Below are 14,973 nucleotides of genomic sequence, written 5' to 3' on the forward strand. Positions count from 1 at the left end.
TGTTTTAGAATACCTTGTAGGTCTGTACCCTTTCAAGAAGCATACCTTCAACTATTATCGGATAATCCTTTTCTGCGCTTTTTAATGCATTTGTCAATTTCCAGCTCTTATCCGCAAAAATCGTTATCAGTGGCTCACCTTTCTTGACCATTTCACCCTTTTTCCTGTGTATCCAGACACCTGCACCATTATCAGCCGGAGCCCCTGCGATCCTTGCCAGCTCTACTATGCGCTTGTTATCGAACTCAATGACATAACCATCAGCCGGGGATTTAAGTTCTCCTCTGTGCTCCCCGGGTTTAATATCAGTATGAACGATATTCGGATTTCCGCCCTGGACTTCAATGATCTGTTTGAGTTTTTCAAATGCTTTCCCCGAGCGCAGCGTCTCCATGGCCATCTCCTTCCCCCGGCCTCTTGTCGCCACACCCCCCATTTCAAGAAGAATGCCAGCAAGCCCGGTACTCTTTTCAATAAGGCTGTTCGGACCCTGCATAGTTTCCAATACTTTCAAAGCTTCTCTTACTTCAATTGCCGGACCAATGGTTCTTCCAACCGGCGATGCACCGTATGTCATGGCACATTCCACGTTCATTCCCAGACGCTCCCCAAGATCGATCAGATCCCGTGCAAGTTTTTTTCCTTCTTCCATCGAGTGAATTTTTGTTCCGCTGCCAACAGGGATATCGATAACGACGCAATCCGCACCGACTGCACCTTTTTTAGCCATTATTGAAGCAAGAAGCTGGGAGCGCGGGTCTATTGAGAGGGGATATTCGGCGCGTATGAGCTTATCATCAGCCGGAGCTATATTTGTAGCTCCTCCCCATACAATCACACCTCCAACTTTCTCAGTCATGGTCTTTATCTCATCTGCTGTAAATTCCACGGGCGCAAGTACTTCCATCAGATCAGCCGTTCCTGCAGCGCCTGTTATCGCTCGTGAGCTGGTCTTGGGTATGAGCAGACCGTTTGCTGCAATAATCGGGACCACAAGCAGGGTTATCTTATTACCCGGAACTCCACCTATACTGTGTTTATCCATGATGGGGTGAGTATCAAATTCAATTTTTTCCCCAGTATCTATCATAGCCCTTGTCATCCATTCAATTTCATCATTAGTCATCCCGTGTATATAGGAACTTGTAACAAATGCAGACAGTTCTATCTCTGTAAGATTCTCCCTGACAATGTCCTGGATTATCTGGTGGACTTCTTCCTGCGTCAACTTCTGGTGGTCCATCATTTTCCTTATGAAACCTACTGAATTCGGTCTTGATGCGGGGACAAGATCAATCGTAAGAGGACATACTTTTCCGAGTTTTTCACAGCATTCCTGGTACACTCCCACAGTACCTTTCGGGATCATGTCGCCTGTTTCAACTATGGCAGTCAGATAACCGTGATTTTTTAACTGGACACGGTCACCGCCCCTGACACCCAGCTCTTTTGCATCCTGTGAATTGATGACCACTTTATACTTACCTGCTTTGATCTGAAGTTGTTGAACTTTAAGTTCCATATTATAGTACCTTCATAATTTTATTGTATTGATTAGTACTTACTATACTTTAGCATTATCGTTGATTGATCTGATGAATAAAGCTTTATTGAACATTCCTGGACTTCTACGGATTAAAAAGTACTTTAAAATTCTATTTATACTGTAAAAATGCTTATATTATAACACGTTAATTTAAATATAAGCAAAAAGATATCGAGGTACAAAAATGAATACTCTAAGAATATCGGTGACAGGAATAATCTTGATCGCATTTGCCATGAATATGATTGGCACTGCCCAGGATGACAAAATGTCACCGGATGAGCTTGTTGATGATATAGAGGAATATAATGGCTCAATGGGCCCAGATAATATATTTTATGGATTGAAACTTGCATTTGAGAGACTGGATGAAAGCTTCACATTTAATGAAACTGAAAAGCTTGATAAAAAAGTGTATCATTCAAAGCTTCGGATATCTGAGGCCAAGACCGAATTGAAAAAGGAGAACAATAAAGGCGCAAACAAGGCTTTTGAAAATTATAAAGAGAAGATAAATGAGACAGAAATATCTGTTTCAGGGATCATGGGAAATGATTCAGGAATTATCAATGCCCAGAAAATGATTGAAAAACACCAGTATGTGCTGGAGAGACTTCTTGAATCACATCCGAATAATACCGGATTAAAGAGTGCCTATAATAATAGTGTTGAACTTGAAGATAAATTTGAGGAAAAGACCCGGAGGAAACTTGAGCGTTTTCAGACGGAAGAAGGAAAACACTATCTAAGAGAAGGGAATCTGACAAAAGCGGACATCGTTGATGTTCTGGAAATAAAGACCATTGAGGATGAGGAAGATACAAATCAAGAAGAAATGAAAAAGAAAGTCGAAGAAAACAATACTGGATACGAAGAAAAGTCCGTAGAAAATATAGATAATAAATCAGAGGATCATGATGCAAGACAAGAACAAAGTGATAAGAGAGATGACTGAAACGATGTCCTGGGACAGTATCATAAAGAGGAAAGAAAATATAGGTTTTTGTCTATCTTTTCCTTGACAGATTAACAGTAAGAAGATTATTATTGGAAAAACAATATCAGTTCAATATCTGGAAATCTTATGTCATTGAAGGTCCTGTATATTGTAATTTTGTGTCTCATTTCTATTTCAATAGTTAGCGCTGCACCTGATAATTATAAAGTGACATATACGATAAATATCAAAGAAAATGGATCTGCTATATGGAACGTAGAATATCGCACCCTCCTTTCTACTAAAGAAGACTTTGATTCCTTTGAGAATTATTCTGCACAAATAAAATCTAAGTATCTTGTTGAGTTCAGGGAATTAATGCAAAGATCTGCCCAGGAAGCAGCCGTGGCGACAGCAAGGACTATGGTTGCCAGGGATTTTAATGGTGAAGCGATAATACAATCCACTCCCACGGGCAAGTATGGTGTGGTTCATTATACTTTTACCTGGACGAACTTTGCGAAGACAGGACAAAATATCAATGTGGGAGATGTATTCGTTGGAGGACTGTACCTTTCAAATGATAATACCCTTATAATCCGATATCCACAAGATTATACAGTGGAACAGGTCATACCAGGGCCGGACCAGAACAGGGATGGAATGATATGGTATGGTCTTCGTTCCTTCAGTGCTGGAGAACCACAGATAATCCTTGCAAAGCCATCATTCACATCGACAATAGTAGTTATACTGGTCATAATTGGACTTTTTATAGCTGGCGGCTTGTTGTTTGTAAAGCGTAAAAAAGAAGCAGAAGAAAAGATATCTCCGGAAATACATGAAACTAACATTCCGATCCCCGAAATTGAAATGCTGGATGTGGAAGACAGGATAATGAAAATACTTAAAGAAAGCGGGGGGACACTTTATCAATCCGAGATAGGAAGACAGCTCAATCTTCCTAAATCAACTGTCAGTTCAGCATTGAATGAATTGCATGGTAAGAATATTATCCAGAAGATCAGGAAAGGACGTGAGAACCTGATCCGGGTAATATGACTTTGGAGTATGAAGATAGTGTTTAGTATCTATCATTTTTCATATATATTAATCCGACAATACCAAGAGCTGAAAATATTGCAAACATTATTGTTTCAAACCAGCCTTCCCCATACTTCCATCCGGATTGATTATGAAGTGCATTAATATCAATTATCCCACCATACCATTTGATTGCACAGAAAAAGATTATAGTTATCCCTATCGTTGATGCAAGTAAGAGTATATACACAATTTGACAAAATACTAATTTATTCATGCCGGATTATTATCTTATCTTCTGAAATTCCCAACTCCAATTTCAACATTTGGATATACTCAAGCATATACTTTTCTGTGGGTTTTACTCGCATCTATTTAGGTATATCTGCCAGCGTATGCATTGATACTCATTAGAACACATTGTTCTGGTTATAATATTTTTGACTTGTGGGTTAATTGTTCGTGGTTTATGACTCATCCAGATCAAACTCAAAACAAATCTATTTATTAATGTATCAACAATAAGGATTTATATTTAATAGACTCAAATAGAGGAATAGAGGATTGGATGGATATGAATGGAGGAGTGAATGGATATAAAAGTAAAAATCAGTTTAAAATGTAATTTGTTGAGATATATAAATAAGAATAAAAAATTATATATGAGTTATCAATGAGCTATTATATTGAAGAATTGAATGATGTAAATTCAGCTGACTGGAAAAGATTATGTGAAGAAAGAGAAGACGGAAGTTTTTTCCACACCCTGCAATGGAAACAGATCTTAGAGCAATCGTATGGTTTCAAAACACATTGTTTTCTTTTATATAGAAATGACGAACCGGTTGCCCTTTGTCCGTTCTATGAAGGTACTATTAGTAGAATTCGGGGCTTGATATCGCTGCCCAACTCAGATTATAATCATATAATAATAACTGATGAAAATGATCCTTTAATAGCATATCACATATTGGAAAAATGTAAAGAGATTGCCAAAGAAAATAAGTTATTTTTTATCCTTATAACTACTTTAAGTGAATTAACAAAGGAGCATTTTAGTAAATATAACCCTCTTCCATATCCAATAGGCGGGGATATGACTCTTGATTTAGAAGAGTGCAGCCCGGACAAGATCTGGAAAGAAAAGTTGTCCAAGACACACAGGAAATATATAAAAAGATTCGATAATGATGGATTTATAATTAAGGAAATAAATTCAATGGAAGATATCAAAAAATTCTATAAGTATTATAAGAAAAATATCGAATTCAAAAAAGCCAACCCTTACGTATTTTCTCATTTTGAAGATTTATTAAATATATACTCATCAGAAGAAATGAAACTTACCCTTTTATACAAAGATGAACTCGTTGCAGGAGGACAATTAGCTTTTTTATATGATTCCAGAAAGACAATGTATTTAAGATATTTATCGCTTAATAGAGATTTACCAGCCAGATATCATCCAACATTGTATTTATATTGGGATTGTATAAAAAGAGCGTCAGAAATGGGATATAACAAAGTATGTTTTGGGAGGACACCTCCTTATCCGAATGATGTTCATTACAAAGTCAAAGATAGATTTGGATGTCATTACGAAAACGAATTCTCTCTTATCTTTTCCAGTTCATATTTATTTAAAATTTCATATAATATATATTATAATATTTACAATTATATGCAAAAGTATGTTCATAATAAATCTATGGATGAATAGAGAGAATTTCCAGCATTTTTCTCAGTTCGTCCACCCTTAACTGTCCCGGAGCTACTGGAATATCAACATATCCGTATGTCATCACAGAACCGTATAGAGGCGCCATGACACGGGAATGCTTTCCAATTTCACCCATTGCGATCGCGCATACCTGTCCGGATGAATGCAATGTGACATCAAGCAATCGCAATACATCATCGAGTGAATGAGGCATTACTGCAAGCTTGGCAATATCTGCGCCTTTTTCGAACGATTCACGGATAAAACCTGTCATGGTCTCACTATCCGGTGTATTCTGGAAATCATGAGTGGAAATTATAACTTTTTTTCCGGCTCGTCTTGCTTCGTTGATTACTAAATCCTTTTTTTCTGCACATAGTTCAATATCAACGGCGTCCGCATACGGAATTAAAGACATTAATTCATGGATGCGCTCTTCTTCGCTTCCTGACCATGCGCCGCCTTCTTTCTTCATTCGATTGGTAATAATAATTGGCAGTCCGAGTTCTTTAAGCTCCCTAAGTATTCTGTGAGGGTCTTCACTGATCAGGTCTATCCGCAGCTCCAGTATATTAGCGCCAAGCTCTTTTGCTCTGATCGATGTATTTATAGGATTTTTACTGATCGATGCTACCACTGATCTATTAGAGGGGAACTCCATGGCAGATATGATATCTTTAATATGTGATAAGGATTATGAAACCTGAAGCGGATGATATGGGGAAAACGAAAATATTTATATAGTTTGAGGGAATAAAACAAATAGATGAAGAGGGTATCTGGAAAAATCATAAGAGCTGCTACGAGCCTTCTTCTTCCGGTGAAAAAGACCCGCGCCGGAGAGTGTAAAAGGTGTGGAGAATGCTGTAAGTTCGTATTTAAATGTCCATTCCTGAAGTTTGAAAATCATGGATCTAGTAAATCCATGTGTACTATCCACAGTTTAAGACCCCCGCAATGCAGGAAATATCCAAGGGCTAAATGGGAAAAAGCGCATGAACCATGTGGATACCATTTTATTGAAGAAAAAAGTATTTAGGGCAAAACAAATAATTAAAAAGAGGAGGTAAAATCATGGGGCTAATAGAAAGAACAAGTACAATGATAAAAGCTAAGATCAATAAGATATTAGGAAAATTCGAAGATCCAAGAGAGACTCTTGATTATTCTTATGAAAAGCAGGTTGAACTCTTACAGAATGTTAAGCGGGGTGTGGCTGAGGTAACAACCTCAAAGAAGAGGCTTGAACTCCAGAAGTTAAAACTGGAAGAGAATGTCAAGAGACTGGATGACCAGGCGCGTGAAGCTGTAACAGCAGGACGCGAAGACCTTGCCAGGATAGCTCTTGAGAGAAAGAGCACATCACAGGCAGAAATTGTAAGTCTGACTTCCCAGATAGCGGATATCAAGAACCAGCAGGATAAACTCGTTGCAACAGAAAAGCGCCTGTCTGCAAAGATAGAATCATTCCGCTCCACAAAGGAAACAATAAAAGCACAATATAGCGCGGCTGAAGCCCAGGTCAAGATTACCGAATCCGTGAGCGGTATCAGTGAAGAAATGAGCGACGTAGGGATGGCGGTCCAGCGCGCGAAAGACAAGACTGAGAATATGAAAGCACGCGCCTCTGCTCTTGATGAACTTGTGGAAGCAGGAACGCTTGAAGATGTGACCGGCGGCACACAGGATGATATTGACCGCGAGCTTTCAAAGATAAAGTCAAAGGGTGATGTTGACACGCAGCTTGAAGCGCTGAAGAAGGAGATGGGAAAATGATCGTAAGATTAATGGGAGAAGGCCAGTACGAACTTGAAAAGAAGCATGTGGATGAAGTGAATAAGATCGACAATGACATTGTGAATATCGTCAAAAAAGGAGACGAAAAAGTTTTTAAGACCGAAATCAAGAAACTATCAGATTATGTCAAAAGGAATGGGAAAAAGATACCGGATGATGTGATCAAACCAAGTGAGTGCATCATACCGCCATCTGACCTGACACTTGATGAAGCAAAGAAGATCTTTGCAGGGGATGGACTTTTTCCAGATTGATCGATGGAATTATTAATAAAACTGCTTACCGTATTGGGATTGGGAGCAGTTGAGCTATCGGTAGCTGTCCCCGCAGGTTTTGCACTGAATCTCAGTCCGTCCGTGACAGCTATTACGGCAGCCTCCGGCGCTGTGCTTGGTCTGCTCATTATTTTGACCCTTGGTGAACGAATAAGGAGCAAGCTGTTAAAACGGGTTAATAATGAAGATAAGCAAAATAAGTTGATTAATCGGATCTGGGATCGTTACGGTGTAGCAGGTTTTGGTTTATTGGCCCCCCTGCTTATCGGGGCTCCCATTGGAACGGCGCTTGGTATTGCCATGGGTGTTCCGGGAAACCGCCTTTTTTTCTGGATGAGCATTGGGATCATCATTTGCGCTATTGCGTTAACAATCGTTGTTGAATTTGGTTGGATGGGTATTGAGTTTTTGGCTAATTCTTGAAAAAAAAATAATGGAACGTAGATTATTGTCGCCATGCATTTAGTAATATATATATTATGGCAAATCCAATGAAAATAAAGGATGTAACAAGTTTTGTAGAATCATTGACCTGTGTTTCTATATCATCCAGAGTATGATATACTTCAACAACTCCAACTGTTTCTGAACCCATTTTTATCGGGGCATAGATTTCCATAAGCGCTTTATATTCACGTTTTTCAAATATATTTTCCTCTTTATCCAGGTTTCGTTTAATCTCGACTTTAATTTCACCCGCTAAAGCTTCGTTTAACTCCTTGTTATCGGAAAATCTTTGACCGACAAGATCTTCAATATCAGAATAGATTATATTTCCGTTCGTGTCAAAAATCTTGATCCTTACTATCTCATTTGTCTTTACATCCTGATAATATTTTTCAAAAGTATCTTTATTTTTCATATAATCACTATTTGAAAAAAAATCACTGGTCAAATAATTCCCAGCGTTCTGTTGAGCATGATTCGCGGTTGTAATTATTGCTCTTTGTATCGTCAAATCTTCAATTTTTGCTGATAATGCGTAATTCATCACAAATCCTAATAAGATGAAAATTATTGCGCTATATATTGAGAATTTTGTAATTATTGATTTTTTTTGGATATTTAATTTCATAGATCAACCTTTTCTATATAATGATTATCATTATATTTAGTCTTTTTCCATTTTATCTAAAGTATGATCCATATACCCGATATAGTTGACACTATTCCAAGTAGCAGCGTCGCATTTAACTTTTCTTTTAAAGTAACAAATGCAAAAAGGCTTGAGAGGGCAGGAGTAATTGCTGCAAGACTTGTGGCTTTTGCTGCGCCGATCTTAGCGAGGCTTTCAAAGAAAAAGTAACTTCCAAAACCCATTCCGACTATCCCTCCAAGTCCAAGCAAAATATATGCTTCTTTCTTGAATTTAAATATAGTCTTTACTCCATTATTCCCTGAATAATAAAGGTATAATAATGCTAACGGCGCAGGCATACTGATAAGTGCGGACTGGAAAGGGTCAACATCTTTTAAACCTGTCTTTGTGGCAACAATGGAAAAAGCATACAAGAATGCTGCAAGTAATGCTAAAGAAACACCAAGTTTAATATTTTTCTCACCTTTTATATAATGGCCACGGCAGAGTATCCATATCCCTATTATTATCAAAAGAGTACCAATAACTACTTTAAAACGGATTTTCTCCTGTAGCAGAATTGCACTTAATAGGATAGTAATTAGCGGAAATGTGAAAAGGATGGGAATAAACCTTGATATAGATATATTCTCAATTCCTTTCATATATGCTGCTCCTCCGAGTATTAATCTGAACAGGCCACCAAGGTTCAGGAAAATAAATCCCATAAGTGTAAACTCAAAATGTCCGCCTCGTAATATCAAAAAAAGGATTAACAGAAAAAGCATTGCAAAAAAGGTGCGAATAAGTACAGCTGGAATTGCACCTGCTCCGATGCCCTTTTTATAGAACACAGCTGCCACTGACCAGCATATTGCAGCGGCTAATGCATAGAATTCTCCTGAAATCATAATGCTTATTACAACTAAGGTAATATTTATTTATGTTATGAAGTCATTTGAAAGATAAATATTTTAAAAATTTTAGTGATGATTAGTTTTATATATTTCCTCATGAGTATTATGATTATAATATTTATATATACATTTATTGTTCATCAAATATGCATAAAAAGGAAATATGAAAATAGTTTATAAGCTTACTTTAGGATTTGTGTTAATTTCACTATTGGTGGGATTTATAGCATATATTGGATACATAGGAGCTATTTCTGCGAAAACGCAGTATAATGAAATTACGTATGAAACCTTACCTATCATTGATGACCTTTATAATATAAAATTATCCATTATAAGTATAGTTGATCACACAAATGAAATACTCTTTACTTCATTAAATGACCCGGATAGAATGAGTAAAGAAAATATGGATGTTGTGTCTGCATTAGAAGCATATAACAAAACATTTGAACATTACGAATATATGACAAATAAGTATTTTCCAGAAGAAAAAGAAATTGTCAAAAAAATTAAAATCAATGGTGAGGATATCAAGAGATTAAGTTCGGAATTGATTTTTTTAAAAAATCAAGGCAATAATGAACTAAAAATTCGTGAAAAACAAACGGAATTTAACCGGATAGAAATAGAGTTTTTGAAAAATATAGATGATGGATTAAAACATGAAAAAAATGAGCTCAATGAAAGAACTGATAATGCTAATAATTTAATTCAAACAATCGTATTTCAAACAATAATGTTTGGTTTTATTTCATTTGTTGTGGCAATATTAATAGGTTTATTTATATCAAATCGTTTATCTTCACCCATTGTAAAATTGAAAAATGCCAGTAACGAAATCGGCAAGGGGAATCTGGAAACTATAATAGATATCAATACTAAAGATGAAATTGAAGATTTAAGTATTGCGTTTAACAAGATGACCCACGATTTGAAAACATCTCTTAATGAACAAAAAATTGCAAATGAACAAATTCAGAAATCCCTTCTGGAAAAAGAAGTCCTGCTCCGGGAAATTCATCATCGTGTAAAAAATAATATGCAAATAATTTCCAGTCTTCTCCTGCTTTCATCTCAAAATATTGAAGATAAAAAATTCATTGAAATACTGGCTGATAGTCAAAACCGAATAAATTCGATGGCGCTTATACATGAAAAACTTTACCAATCGGGAAATCTTGGACAAATTAATTTCAATGAATATATTAATGATATGGCCTCAAACCTCCTCAACTCTTATGGTAAGGGGAACGTTAAATTAGAACAGGACGTTGAAAATCATCCAATAAATATTGATTCTGGAGTAACATGTGGATTGATAATCAATGAGCTTATCACTAATTCCTTAAAATATGCATTTCCGGACGGAAGAAAAGGAACAATAAAAATTACATTTAAAAGTATAGGTTCCAATATATTCCACCTTTCAATAAGGGATGATGGAATAGGTATTCCAAAAGACCTGGATATTCGAAAAACAAAATCACTGGGTTTGCACCTGGTGACAGCACTTGCAGAAAACCAGCTTCACGGTGAAATCATTTTAATTAGAGAAAGAGGAACAGAATTTCAAATTAATTTTAAAGGTGTATAAATGACAGCAGATAAACAGATACTGGTTGTTGAAGATGAAGTAATTGTTGGAATTGATATACAAAGAAGATTAAAAAATTTAGGATATACTGTCCCTGTTGTAGTATCTTCGGGAAAAGAAGCTATTGCAAAGGTAAGAGAAAATAATCCTGACCTTGTATTAATGGATATAAACCTGTATGGTAAAATGGATGGGATTGAAGCCGCATCAAAGATACATTCTTTTTCCGATATTCCGGTAATATATCTTACTGCATATACGGATGATAAAACTCTCGAACGGGCAAAAATCACTGAGCCTTATGCATACATAATAAAACCATTCAAAGACAGGGAATTACAGATAAATCTTGAAATTGCTTTCTATAAAAGCAGAATGGAGAAGATGTTAAAAGAGAGCTATGAGAATTTAAGAAAGAGTAAACAATGGCTCGCTGCTGCTATTGATAGTATCGGGGATGCAGTCATCGCAACTGATGAAAAAGGAATAATTAAACTGATAAATCCGATAGCACAAATGATGACCGGCTGGAAGGAAGAAGATGCCCTGGGAAAAGACTTGATTACTGTTTTTAATATTGTAACTGAAGGAACAGGTGAACAAGTCGAAGATCCTGTTAAAAAAGTGATCCGGGAAGGAATCTTCTACGGTCTTGCAGATCATACGATATTGGTGACAAAAATAGGAAGTGAAATTCCTGTTGATATTATTGGTTCACCGATAAAAGATGAGGGGAATATTATCGGAGTTGTTCTGGTTTTCTATGATATTCTTGAGCGTAAAAAAATCGAGAGGGGACTTAAAAACTTAAAAATGCCTGAGAAAATAGTGAATTCTTAGAATCCCATTTTCTTTGCAATTTCTGCTGTTGCTATTATCGCTCTGGAATCCTCTGGCAATTCGGCAAGCGGCCTTCCCTCAAGATCAAATTCCGCAAGCATCTCATCAAAAGGCACAACCCCCACAAGGTCCATTTTCAATTCACGTGCATATTCCTCTATTTGCGCCTGGTTTTGCGGTGTAACCTTGTTCGCTATCACATGCATTTGCTTTACCTTCAGGTCAAGTGATTTTGCAAGCTCCCGTATACGTTGCGCCGTCTGAAGGCCGCGGCGTGAGCCGTCAGTGACCACAAGAAGTTCATCCACATCGCGGATGATCCTGCGAGAGAGGTGTTCAAGCCCTGCCGCAGTATCAATAATCGTGACATCATAATTCTTAAGAATTTTATCCATTATACCGCGAAGAAGATTATTTGCAAAGCAGTAACAACCTGAACCTTCAGGCCGCCCCATAACGAGAAGGTCATATCGCGGCATCTCACAGAGGACTTCATAAACCTTTGATTCAAGCAGGCTCTCTTTGTTTGTATCAGGAGGCAGCTTATCACGCTGCTGCAGCATGAATTCGCGCATGTCGCCTATGGTTTTTTCAACTTTTACACCCAGCACATCGGGTAGGTTTGAATCCGGGTCTGCGTCTATTGCAAGAAGGGTTTTATTCTTTTTTGAGATATGCCTGATCAGCATTCCTGCTACTGCTGTTTTTCCAGTTCCGCCTTTTCCTGTTATTGCAATTACTTTCATATTTATTCTATAGTCTCCATTTTATATAGGTCACATTGAAACATATTTTTAATTTGTTAAAGAAATATTTACATCAGATTATTTTAATATAAATCTATCAAAGATACTAATTCGAGAAAGACTCTTTTATTTCTTTAGTTTCAATTATCATGATTCTCATCCTTGCATTTGTTTACATTGATATATCAATTCTACGACTTAAAGCTCGCTAATAATTACCTGACACCGCTCATTTCAATGCACCTGCGCATTTAAAGATTTATCGAAAGCGCGGGTGGTGGATGAGTAAAGCTGATCTAAGAAATAGTGCAGATTTTTATCGCAAACCAAGACTCAATTTCAAGATTTTATCGATTTTATGCATATCTTGGCCAGATAATTTCCCTAATTTTCGTGCAATTATCTCTTCCGGAACTGTCATTAGATATTCGCATCTTACCACTGAAGTTTTAGCAAGACCTGATCGAATGAATTCATCAGTCCCCTCTTCAATTATAAATTCGGTCTGCTTAATATAATCAATTCTTTGGGAAGTTATTCCAGCAAGAATAACATCATTAAATCTTCTTTCGATACTATGATCCGAAACGATAAGAGCTGGTCTTGCTTTTTGCTGGACTCCATCAGTTGTAATAAATGGGAAAGGTAATATTACAACATCTCCTCGATCATAAATCATAAATATCTTCTTCTGGTGAGTCCCATATTTTGGATAAAGATCTTTGCTGCAAAAGAAGTGAACTTTCATCAATTTGTGATTTAGATGTATCAGGATGCTGACTTTTAAGATATTTTGCGAAATCAATTACTTCAATAATTTTGTCTTCCGGCAGCTTATTGACAACTTTTATCAGTTCCTTTTCATATTGTCTTAACTTTAGCATCTTATCTTCCTTTTTCTCAGGTAATATTATTAAACTCAGTCATATAAAGGCTTTGCCTATGAGTTAATGAAAATAACGAAAAAATCTAGATATATAGACTCACAATACTTAGGATCATGAGTCTAATCATTATTTAGCTTTTGATCTCTCATTTCTCTTTTTTGAACACAATGCGATCAATCGATATCTTCGCATTCTTGAAAGAGAGCTTCACTCCTCCATCCCCGCCGCCGAATTGCATCGGCATCATGGGCATCCCTGCTGGCATGGAAGGCGCAGGCATTGACCATCCGGATGCTGCCTGGGTCTGCGATGGCGCTTCTGCTTCGGGAGCAGCTTCCTCTGTTTTCCAGCGTTCCATTATCGGATGCTGGCTTTTCTCAAGGAACTCTTTTAAGGTCTTAAGATCAGTGGCATTTTCTTCAGTTGGTAATTTATCCACAAGTTCAGGAGGAATATCTGCTTTTATCTTCTCTTTCAGGTTCTTTGGCATCCACACGACCCGCTTCCATCCGCCATCAGGCTGAATGAATTTTGGCGAACGGAAATAATTCACGCCAACTCCAAGGAAACCTATGATCTGTTTACCGCCGCCGGTCTGTCCTGCCATTGTTGAGAAAGCAAGACCATTAGGTGCAATACCTGTGAAATCCCTGTCGACCCATCCTATTCCATCCACTTCTGGAATATAAAATCCAACTACCTCAAAGCATCCGCAGCTTGTGTGCGGGTATTCGAAGAAAGAATGTATCTTGATGCGTGAATATTCACCACCCGATAGCGCTACTGCCTTCTCATTCACGCCTGAATATTCTCCTCCTATCGGATCGATCACTTCGCCTTTTGGAATAGCGAACTGCGGCCCTTCAGGATCGACCTTGGCTGCGGCGCGGCCATCAAACCAGTTGATAGCCCCGCATAGGGATATCCTGTCCGGTGTAACAACGCATGCGTTTGTCGGGGCAAAACTCTGGCATAATGTGCAGCCGTAGAACACATCCACGTCCTCATCATGAAGGCCGCGGGTCCTTGCATCTCGTGCCTCATATATCTTTATTGCTTCTTCTCTTCGTTTTTCAACTTCATCAGGATCAGTTATATATGTTGCATCGATTTTCTCAATAAAAGATAATTCATTCTTAAAAAGCATCATTGTGGCTTTAGCTATCTGCTCGAAAGATGCAAGACCCTTCTTAATAGCATCCTTGTTTATCCTCACCCACACATCATACCGCTGGTTAAGGTGCATATAACCCTGGATATAATTCTGGAAATCATGGTTTCGCCTTTCCACGATCGCTTCAAGGTCAGGTTCCACAAGTTTTCCTGCAACCCGGTATATCATCGCATAAGGATGACGCGATCCTTCCTGCATCTGGGAGAGATCGGGGCCAATAAGAGTAAATTTTCCGTCCTCTATCTCATCTACTCCTGCTGCCCTTACAAGCTCAAATCCACGCGATTTTGGGCCTGCAAGTTCAACAAACATATCATCTTTCCGTACACGTTCACCCTCGAACATGGGTGAGATTTCAAAGGGAAATTCGTTTGCCATAATTATCGTCCTTTTCTGTTAATTTTATTTTATTTAA

At 37.6% G+C, this 14,973-nt stretch carries 18 protein-coding genes; 9 read left to right on the forward strand and 9 right to left on the reverse strand.

Annotation, left to right across the window (positions count from 1 at the left end):
• Positions 1–4: 4 nt before the first annotated feature.
• Positions 5–1,522 (reverse strand): AMP phosphorylase, encoded by a 1,518-nt coding sequence (locus tag CL181_RS13415; protein WP_097299819.1) that lies wholly within the window; start codon positions 1,520–1,522, stop codon positions 5–7.
• A gap of 208 nt (positions 1,523–1,730) precedes the next feature.
• On the opposite strand from CL181_RS13415, the gene CL181_RS13420 reads away from it, so the two are divergent.
• Both CL181_RS13420 and CL181_RS13425 read left to right on the forward strand, forming a co-directional pair.
• Entirely contained in the window at positions 1,731–2,501 is a 771-nt protein-coding gene (locus CL181_RS13420; RefSeq protein WP_097299820.1) for a DUF5667 domain-containing protein, read from the forward strand.
• Positions 2,502–2,630: 129 nt separating this feature from the next.
• Positions 2,631–3,545, forward strand: coding sequence for a transcriptional regulator (locus CL181_RS13425; RefSeq protein WP_097299821.1), 915 nt, complete (start codon positions 2,631–2,633; stop codon positions 3,543–3,545).
• Between the two features lie 22 nt (positions 3,546–3,567).
• Here the strand turns inward: CL181_RS13425 and CL181_RS13430 are convergent, their stop codons facing one another.
• Positions 3,568–3,804 (reverse strand): hypothetical protein, encoded by a 237-nt coding sequence (locus tag CL181_RS13430; RefSeq protein ID WP_097299822.1) that lies wholly within the window; start codon positions 3,802–3,804, stop codon positions 3,568–3,570.
• 396 nt (positions 3,805–4,200) lie between these two features.
• On the opposite strand from CL181_RS13430, the gene CL181_RS13435 reads away from it, so the two are divergent.
• Positions 4,201–5,247, forward strand: coding sequence for a GNAT family N-acetyltransferase (locus CL181_RS13435; protein ID WP_097299823.1), 1,047 nt, complete (start codon positions 4,201–4,203; stop codon positions 5,245–5,247).
• Here the strand turns inward: CL181_RS13435 and aroD are convergent.
• Positions 5,234–5,884: a type I 3-dehydroquinate dehydratase gene (gene aroD, locus CL181_RS13440; RefSeq protein ID WP_255251573.1), complete on the reverse strand. Its 651-nt coding sequence runs from the start codon at positions 5,882–5,884 to the stop codon at positions 5,234–5,236. The two genes, CL181_RS13435 and aroD, sit on opposite strands and share 14 nt — an antisense overlap.
• 129 nt (positions 5,885–6,013) lie before the next feature.
• Between aroD and CL181_RS13445 the strand changes: the two genes are divergently transcribed.
• Genes CL181_RS13445 through CL181_RS13460 form a run of 4 tightly spaced genes read left to right on the forward strand, consistent with a single transcriptional unit; the run spans position 6,014 to position 7,742 of the window.
• The gene (locus CL181_RS13445) at positions 6,014–6,286 is read left to right on the forward strand and encodes a hypothetical protein (RefSeq protein ID WP_097299825.1); all 273 of its coding nucleotides are present in this window, start codon (positions 6,014–6,016) and stop codon (positions 6,284–6,286) included.
• A gap of 35 nt (positions 6,287–6,321) precedes the next feature.
• Complete coding sequence (locus CL181_RS13450; RefSeq protein WP_097299826.1) at positions 6,322–7,023, forward strand: PspA/IM30 family protein; 702 nt, start codon at positions 6,322–6,324, stop codon at positions 7,021–7,023.
• Positions 7,020–7,298 (forward strand): PspA-associated protein PspAA, encoded by a 279-nt coding sequence (pspAA, locus tag CL181_RS13455; RefSeq protein ID WP_097299827.1) that lies wholly within the window; start codon positions 7,020–7,022, stop codon positions 7,296–7,298. The genes CL181_RS13450 and pspAA overlap by 4 nt, the downstream gene beginning before the upstream one ends.
• A 33-nt stretch (positions 7,299–7,331) precedes the next feature.
• Positions 7,332–7,742 (forward strand): small multi-drug export protein, encoded by a 411-nt coding sequence (locus CL181_RS13460; RefSeq protein WP_217993175.1) that lies wholly within the window; start codon positions 7,332–7,334, stop codon positions 7,740–7,742.
• Positions 7,743–7,764: 22 nt separating this feature from the next.
• On the opposite strand, the gene CL181_RS13465 is transcribed toward CL181_RS13460, so the two are convergent.
• Both CL181_RS13465 and CL181_RS13470 read right to left on the reverse strand, forming a co-directional pair.
• Positions 7,765–8,181 (reverse strand): cell wall metabolism sensor histidine kinase WalK, encoded by a 417-nt coding sequence (locus CL181_RS13465; protein WP_141398913.1) that lies wholly within the window; start codon positions 8,179–8,181, stop codon positions 7,765–7,767.
• 269 nt (positions 8,182–8,450) lie between these two features.
• Positions 8,451–9,308, reverse strand: coding sequence for a DMT family transporter (locus CL181_RS13470; RefSeq protein ID WP_097299830.1), 858 nt, complete (start codon positions 9,306–9,308; stop codon positions 8,451–8,453).
• 169 nt (positions 9,309–9,477) lie between these two features.
• Between CL181_RS13470 and CL181_RS13475 the strand changes: the two genes are divergently transcribed.
• Together CL181_RS13475 and CL181_RS13480 are read left to right on the forward strand one after the other, a co-directional pair.
• On the forward strand, positions 9,478–10,911 hold the full coding sequence (locus tag CL181_RS13475) for a histidine kinase dimerization/phosphoacceptor domain -containing protein (protein WP_097299831.1): 1,434 nt from the start codon (positions 9,478–9,480) through the stop codon (positions 10,909–10,911).
• Positions 10,912–11,751, forward strand: a complete 840-nt coding sequence (locus CL181_RS13480) for a response regulator (protein WP_097299832.1) — start codon at positions 10,912–10,914, stop codon at positions 11,749–11,751.
• On the opposite strand, the gene CL181_RS13485 is transcribed toward CL181_RS13480, so the two are convergent.
• The 4 genes from CL181_RS13485 to cdhC all read right to left on the reverse strand — a co-directional run bounded on the left by CL181_RS13485 (position 11,748) and on the right by cdhC (position 14,936).
• Positions 11,748–12,497: an AAA family ATPase gene (locus CL181_RS13485; RefSeq protein ID WP_097299833.1), complete on the reverse strand. Its 750-nt coding sequence runs from the start codon at positions 12,495–12,497 to the stop codon at positions 11,748–11,750. The two genes, CL181_RS13480 and CL181_RS13485, sit on opposite strands and share 4 nt — an antisense overlap.
• A gap of 316 nt (positions 12,498–12,813) precedes the next feature.
• On the reverse strand, positions 12,814–13,176 hold the full coding sequence (locus tag CL181_RS13490) for a type II toxin-antitoxin system PemK/MazF family toxin (RefSeq protein WP_176505227.1): 363 nt from the start codon (positions 13,174–13,176) through the stop codon (positions 12,814–12,816).
• Positions 13,166–13,381, reverse strand: a complete 216-nt coding sequence (locus CL181_RS13495) for a DUF2281 domain-containing protein (protein ID WP_097299835.1) — start codon at positions 13,379–13,381, stop codon at positions 13,166–13,168. Before CL181_RS13495 ends, CL181_RS13490 begins: the two co-directional genes overlap by 11 nt.
• 148 nt (positions 13,382–13,529) lie before the next feature.
• The gene (cdhC, locus tag CL181_RS13500; RefSeq protein ID WP_097299836.1) at positions 13,530–14,936 is read right to left on the reverse strand and encodes a CO dehydrogenase/CO-methylating acetyl-CoA synthase complex subunit beta; all 1,407 of its coding nucleotides are present in this window, start codon (positions 14,934–14,936) and stop codon (positions 13,530–13,532) included.
• Positions 14,937–14,973: the final 37 nt, after the last annotated feature.

This window comes from Candidatus Methanoperedens sp. BLZ2 (assembly GCF_002487355.1).
In the GTDB taxonomy this organism is placed as follows: domain Archaea; phylum Halobacteriota; class Methanosarcinia; order Methanosarcinales; family Methanoperedenaceae; genus Methanoperedens.

Bases quoted from the DNA above. Each gene is read 5' to 3' on its own strand.
- CL181_RS13465 (WP_141398913.1), bottom strand. From the start codon at position 8,181: ATGAAAAATAAAGATACTTTTGAAAAATATTATCAGGATGTAAAGACA.
- CL181_RS13480 (WP_097299832.1), top strand. From the start codon at position 10,912: ATGACAGCAGATAAACAGATACTGGTTGTTGAAGATGAAGTAATTGTT.
- CL181_RS13490 (WP_176505227.1), bottom strand. From the start codon at position 13,176: ATGATTTATGATCGAGGAGATGTTGTAATATTACCTTTCCCATTTATT.
- CL181_RS13435 (WP_097299823.1), top strand. From the start codon at position 4,201: ATGAGCTATTATATTGAAGAATTGAATGATGTAAATTCAGCTGACTGG.
- CL181_RS13430 (WP_097299822.1), bottom strand. From the start codon at position 3,804: ATGAATAAATTAGTATTTTGTCAAATTGTGTATATACTCTTACTTGCA.
- CL181_RS13415 (WP_097299819.1), bottom strand. From the start codon at position 1,522: ATGGAACTTAAAGTTCAACAACTTCAGATCAAAGCAGGTAAGTATAAA.
- CL181_RS13475 (WP_097299831.1), top strand. From the start codon at position 9,478: ATGAAAATAGTTTATAAGCTTACTTTAGGATTTGTGTTAATTTCACTA.
- CL181_RS13420 (WP_097299820.1), top strand. From the start codon at position 1,731: ATGAATACTCTAAGAATATCGGTGACAGGAATAATCTTGATCGCATTT.
- CL181_RS13495 (WP_097299835.1), bottom strand. From the start codon at position 13,381: ATGCTAAAGTTAAGACAATATGAAAAGGAACTGATAAAAGTTGTCAAT.
- CL181_RS13445 (WP_097299825.1), top strand. From the start codon at position 6,014: ATGAAGAGGGTATCTGGAAAAATCATAAGAGCTGCTACGAGCCTTCTT.
- pspAA (WP_097299827.1), top strand. From the start codon at position 7,020: ATGATCGTAAGATTAATGGGAGAAGGCCAGTACGAACTTGAAAAGAAG.
- CL181_RS13470 (WP_097299830.1), bottom strand. From the start codon at position 9,308: ATGATTTCAGGAGAATTCTATGCATTAGCCGCTGCAATATGCTGGTCA.
- CL181_RS13450 (WP_097299826.1), top strand. From the start codon at position 6,322: ATGGGGCTAATAGAAAGAACAAGTACAATGATAAAAGCTAAGATCAAT.
- CL181_RS13485 (WP_097299833.1), bottom strand. From the start codon at position 12,497: ATGAAAGTAATTGCAATAACAGGAAAAGGCGGAACTGGAAAAACAGCA.
- CL181_RS13425 (WP_097299821.1), top strand. From the start codon at position 2,631: ATGTCATTGAAGGTCCTGTATATTGTAATTTTGTGTCTCATTTCTATT.
- cdhC (WP_097299836.1), bottom strand. From the start codon at position 14,936: ATGGCAAACGAATTTCCCTTTGAAATCTCACCCATGTTCGAGGGTGAA.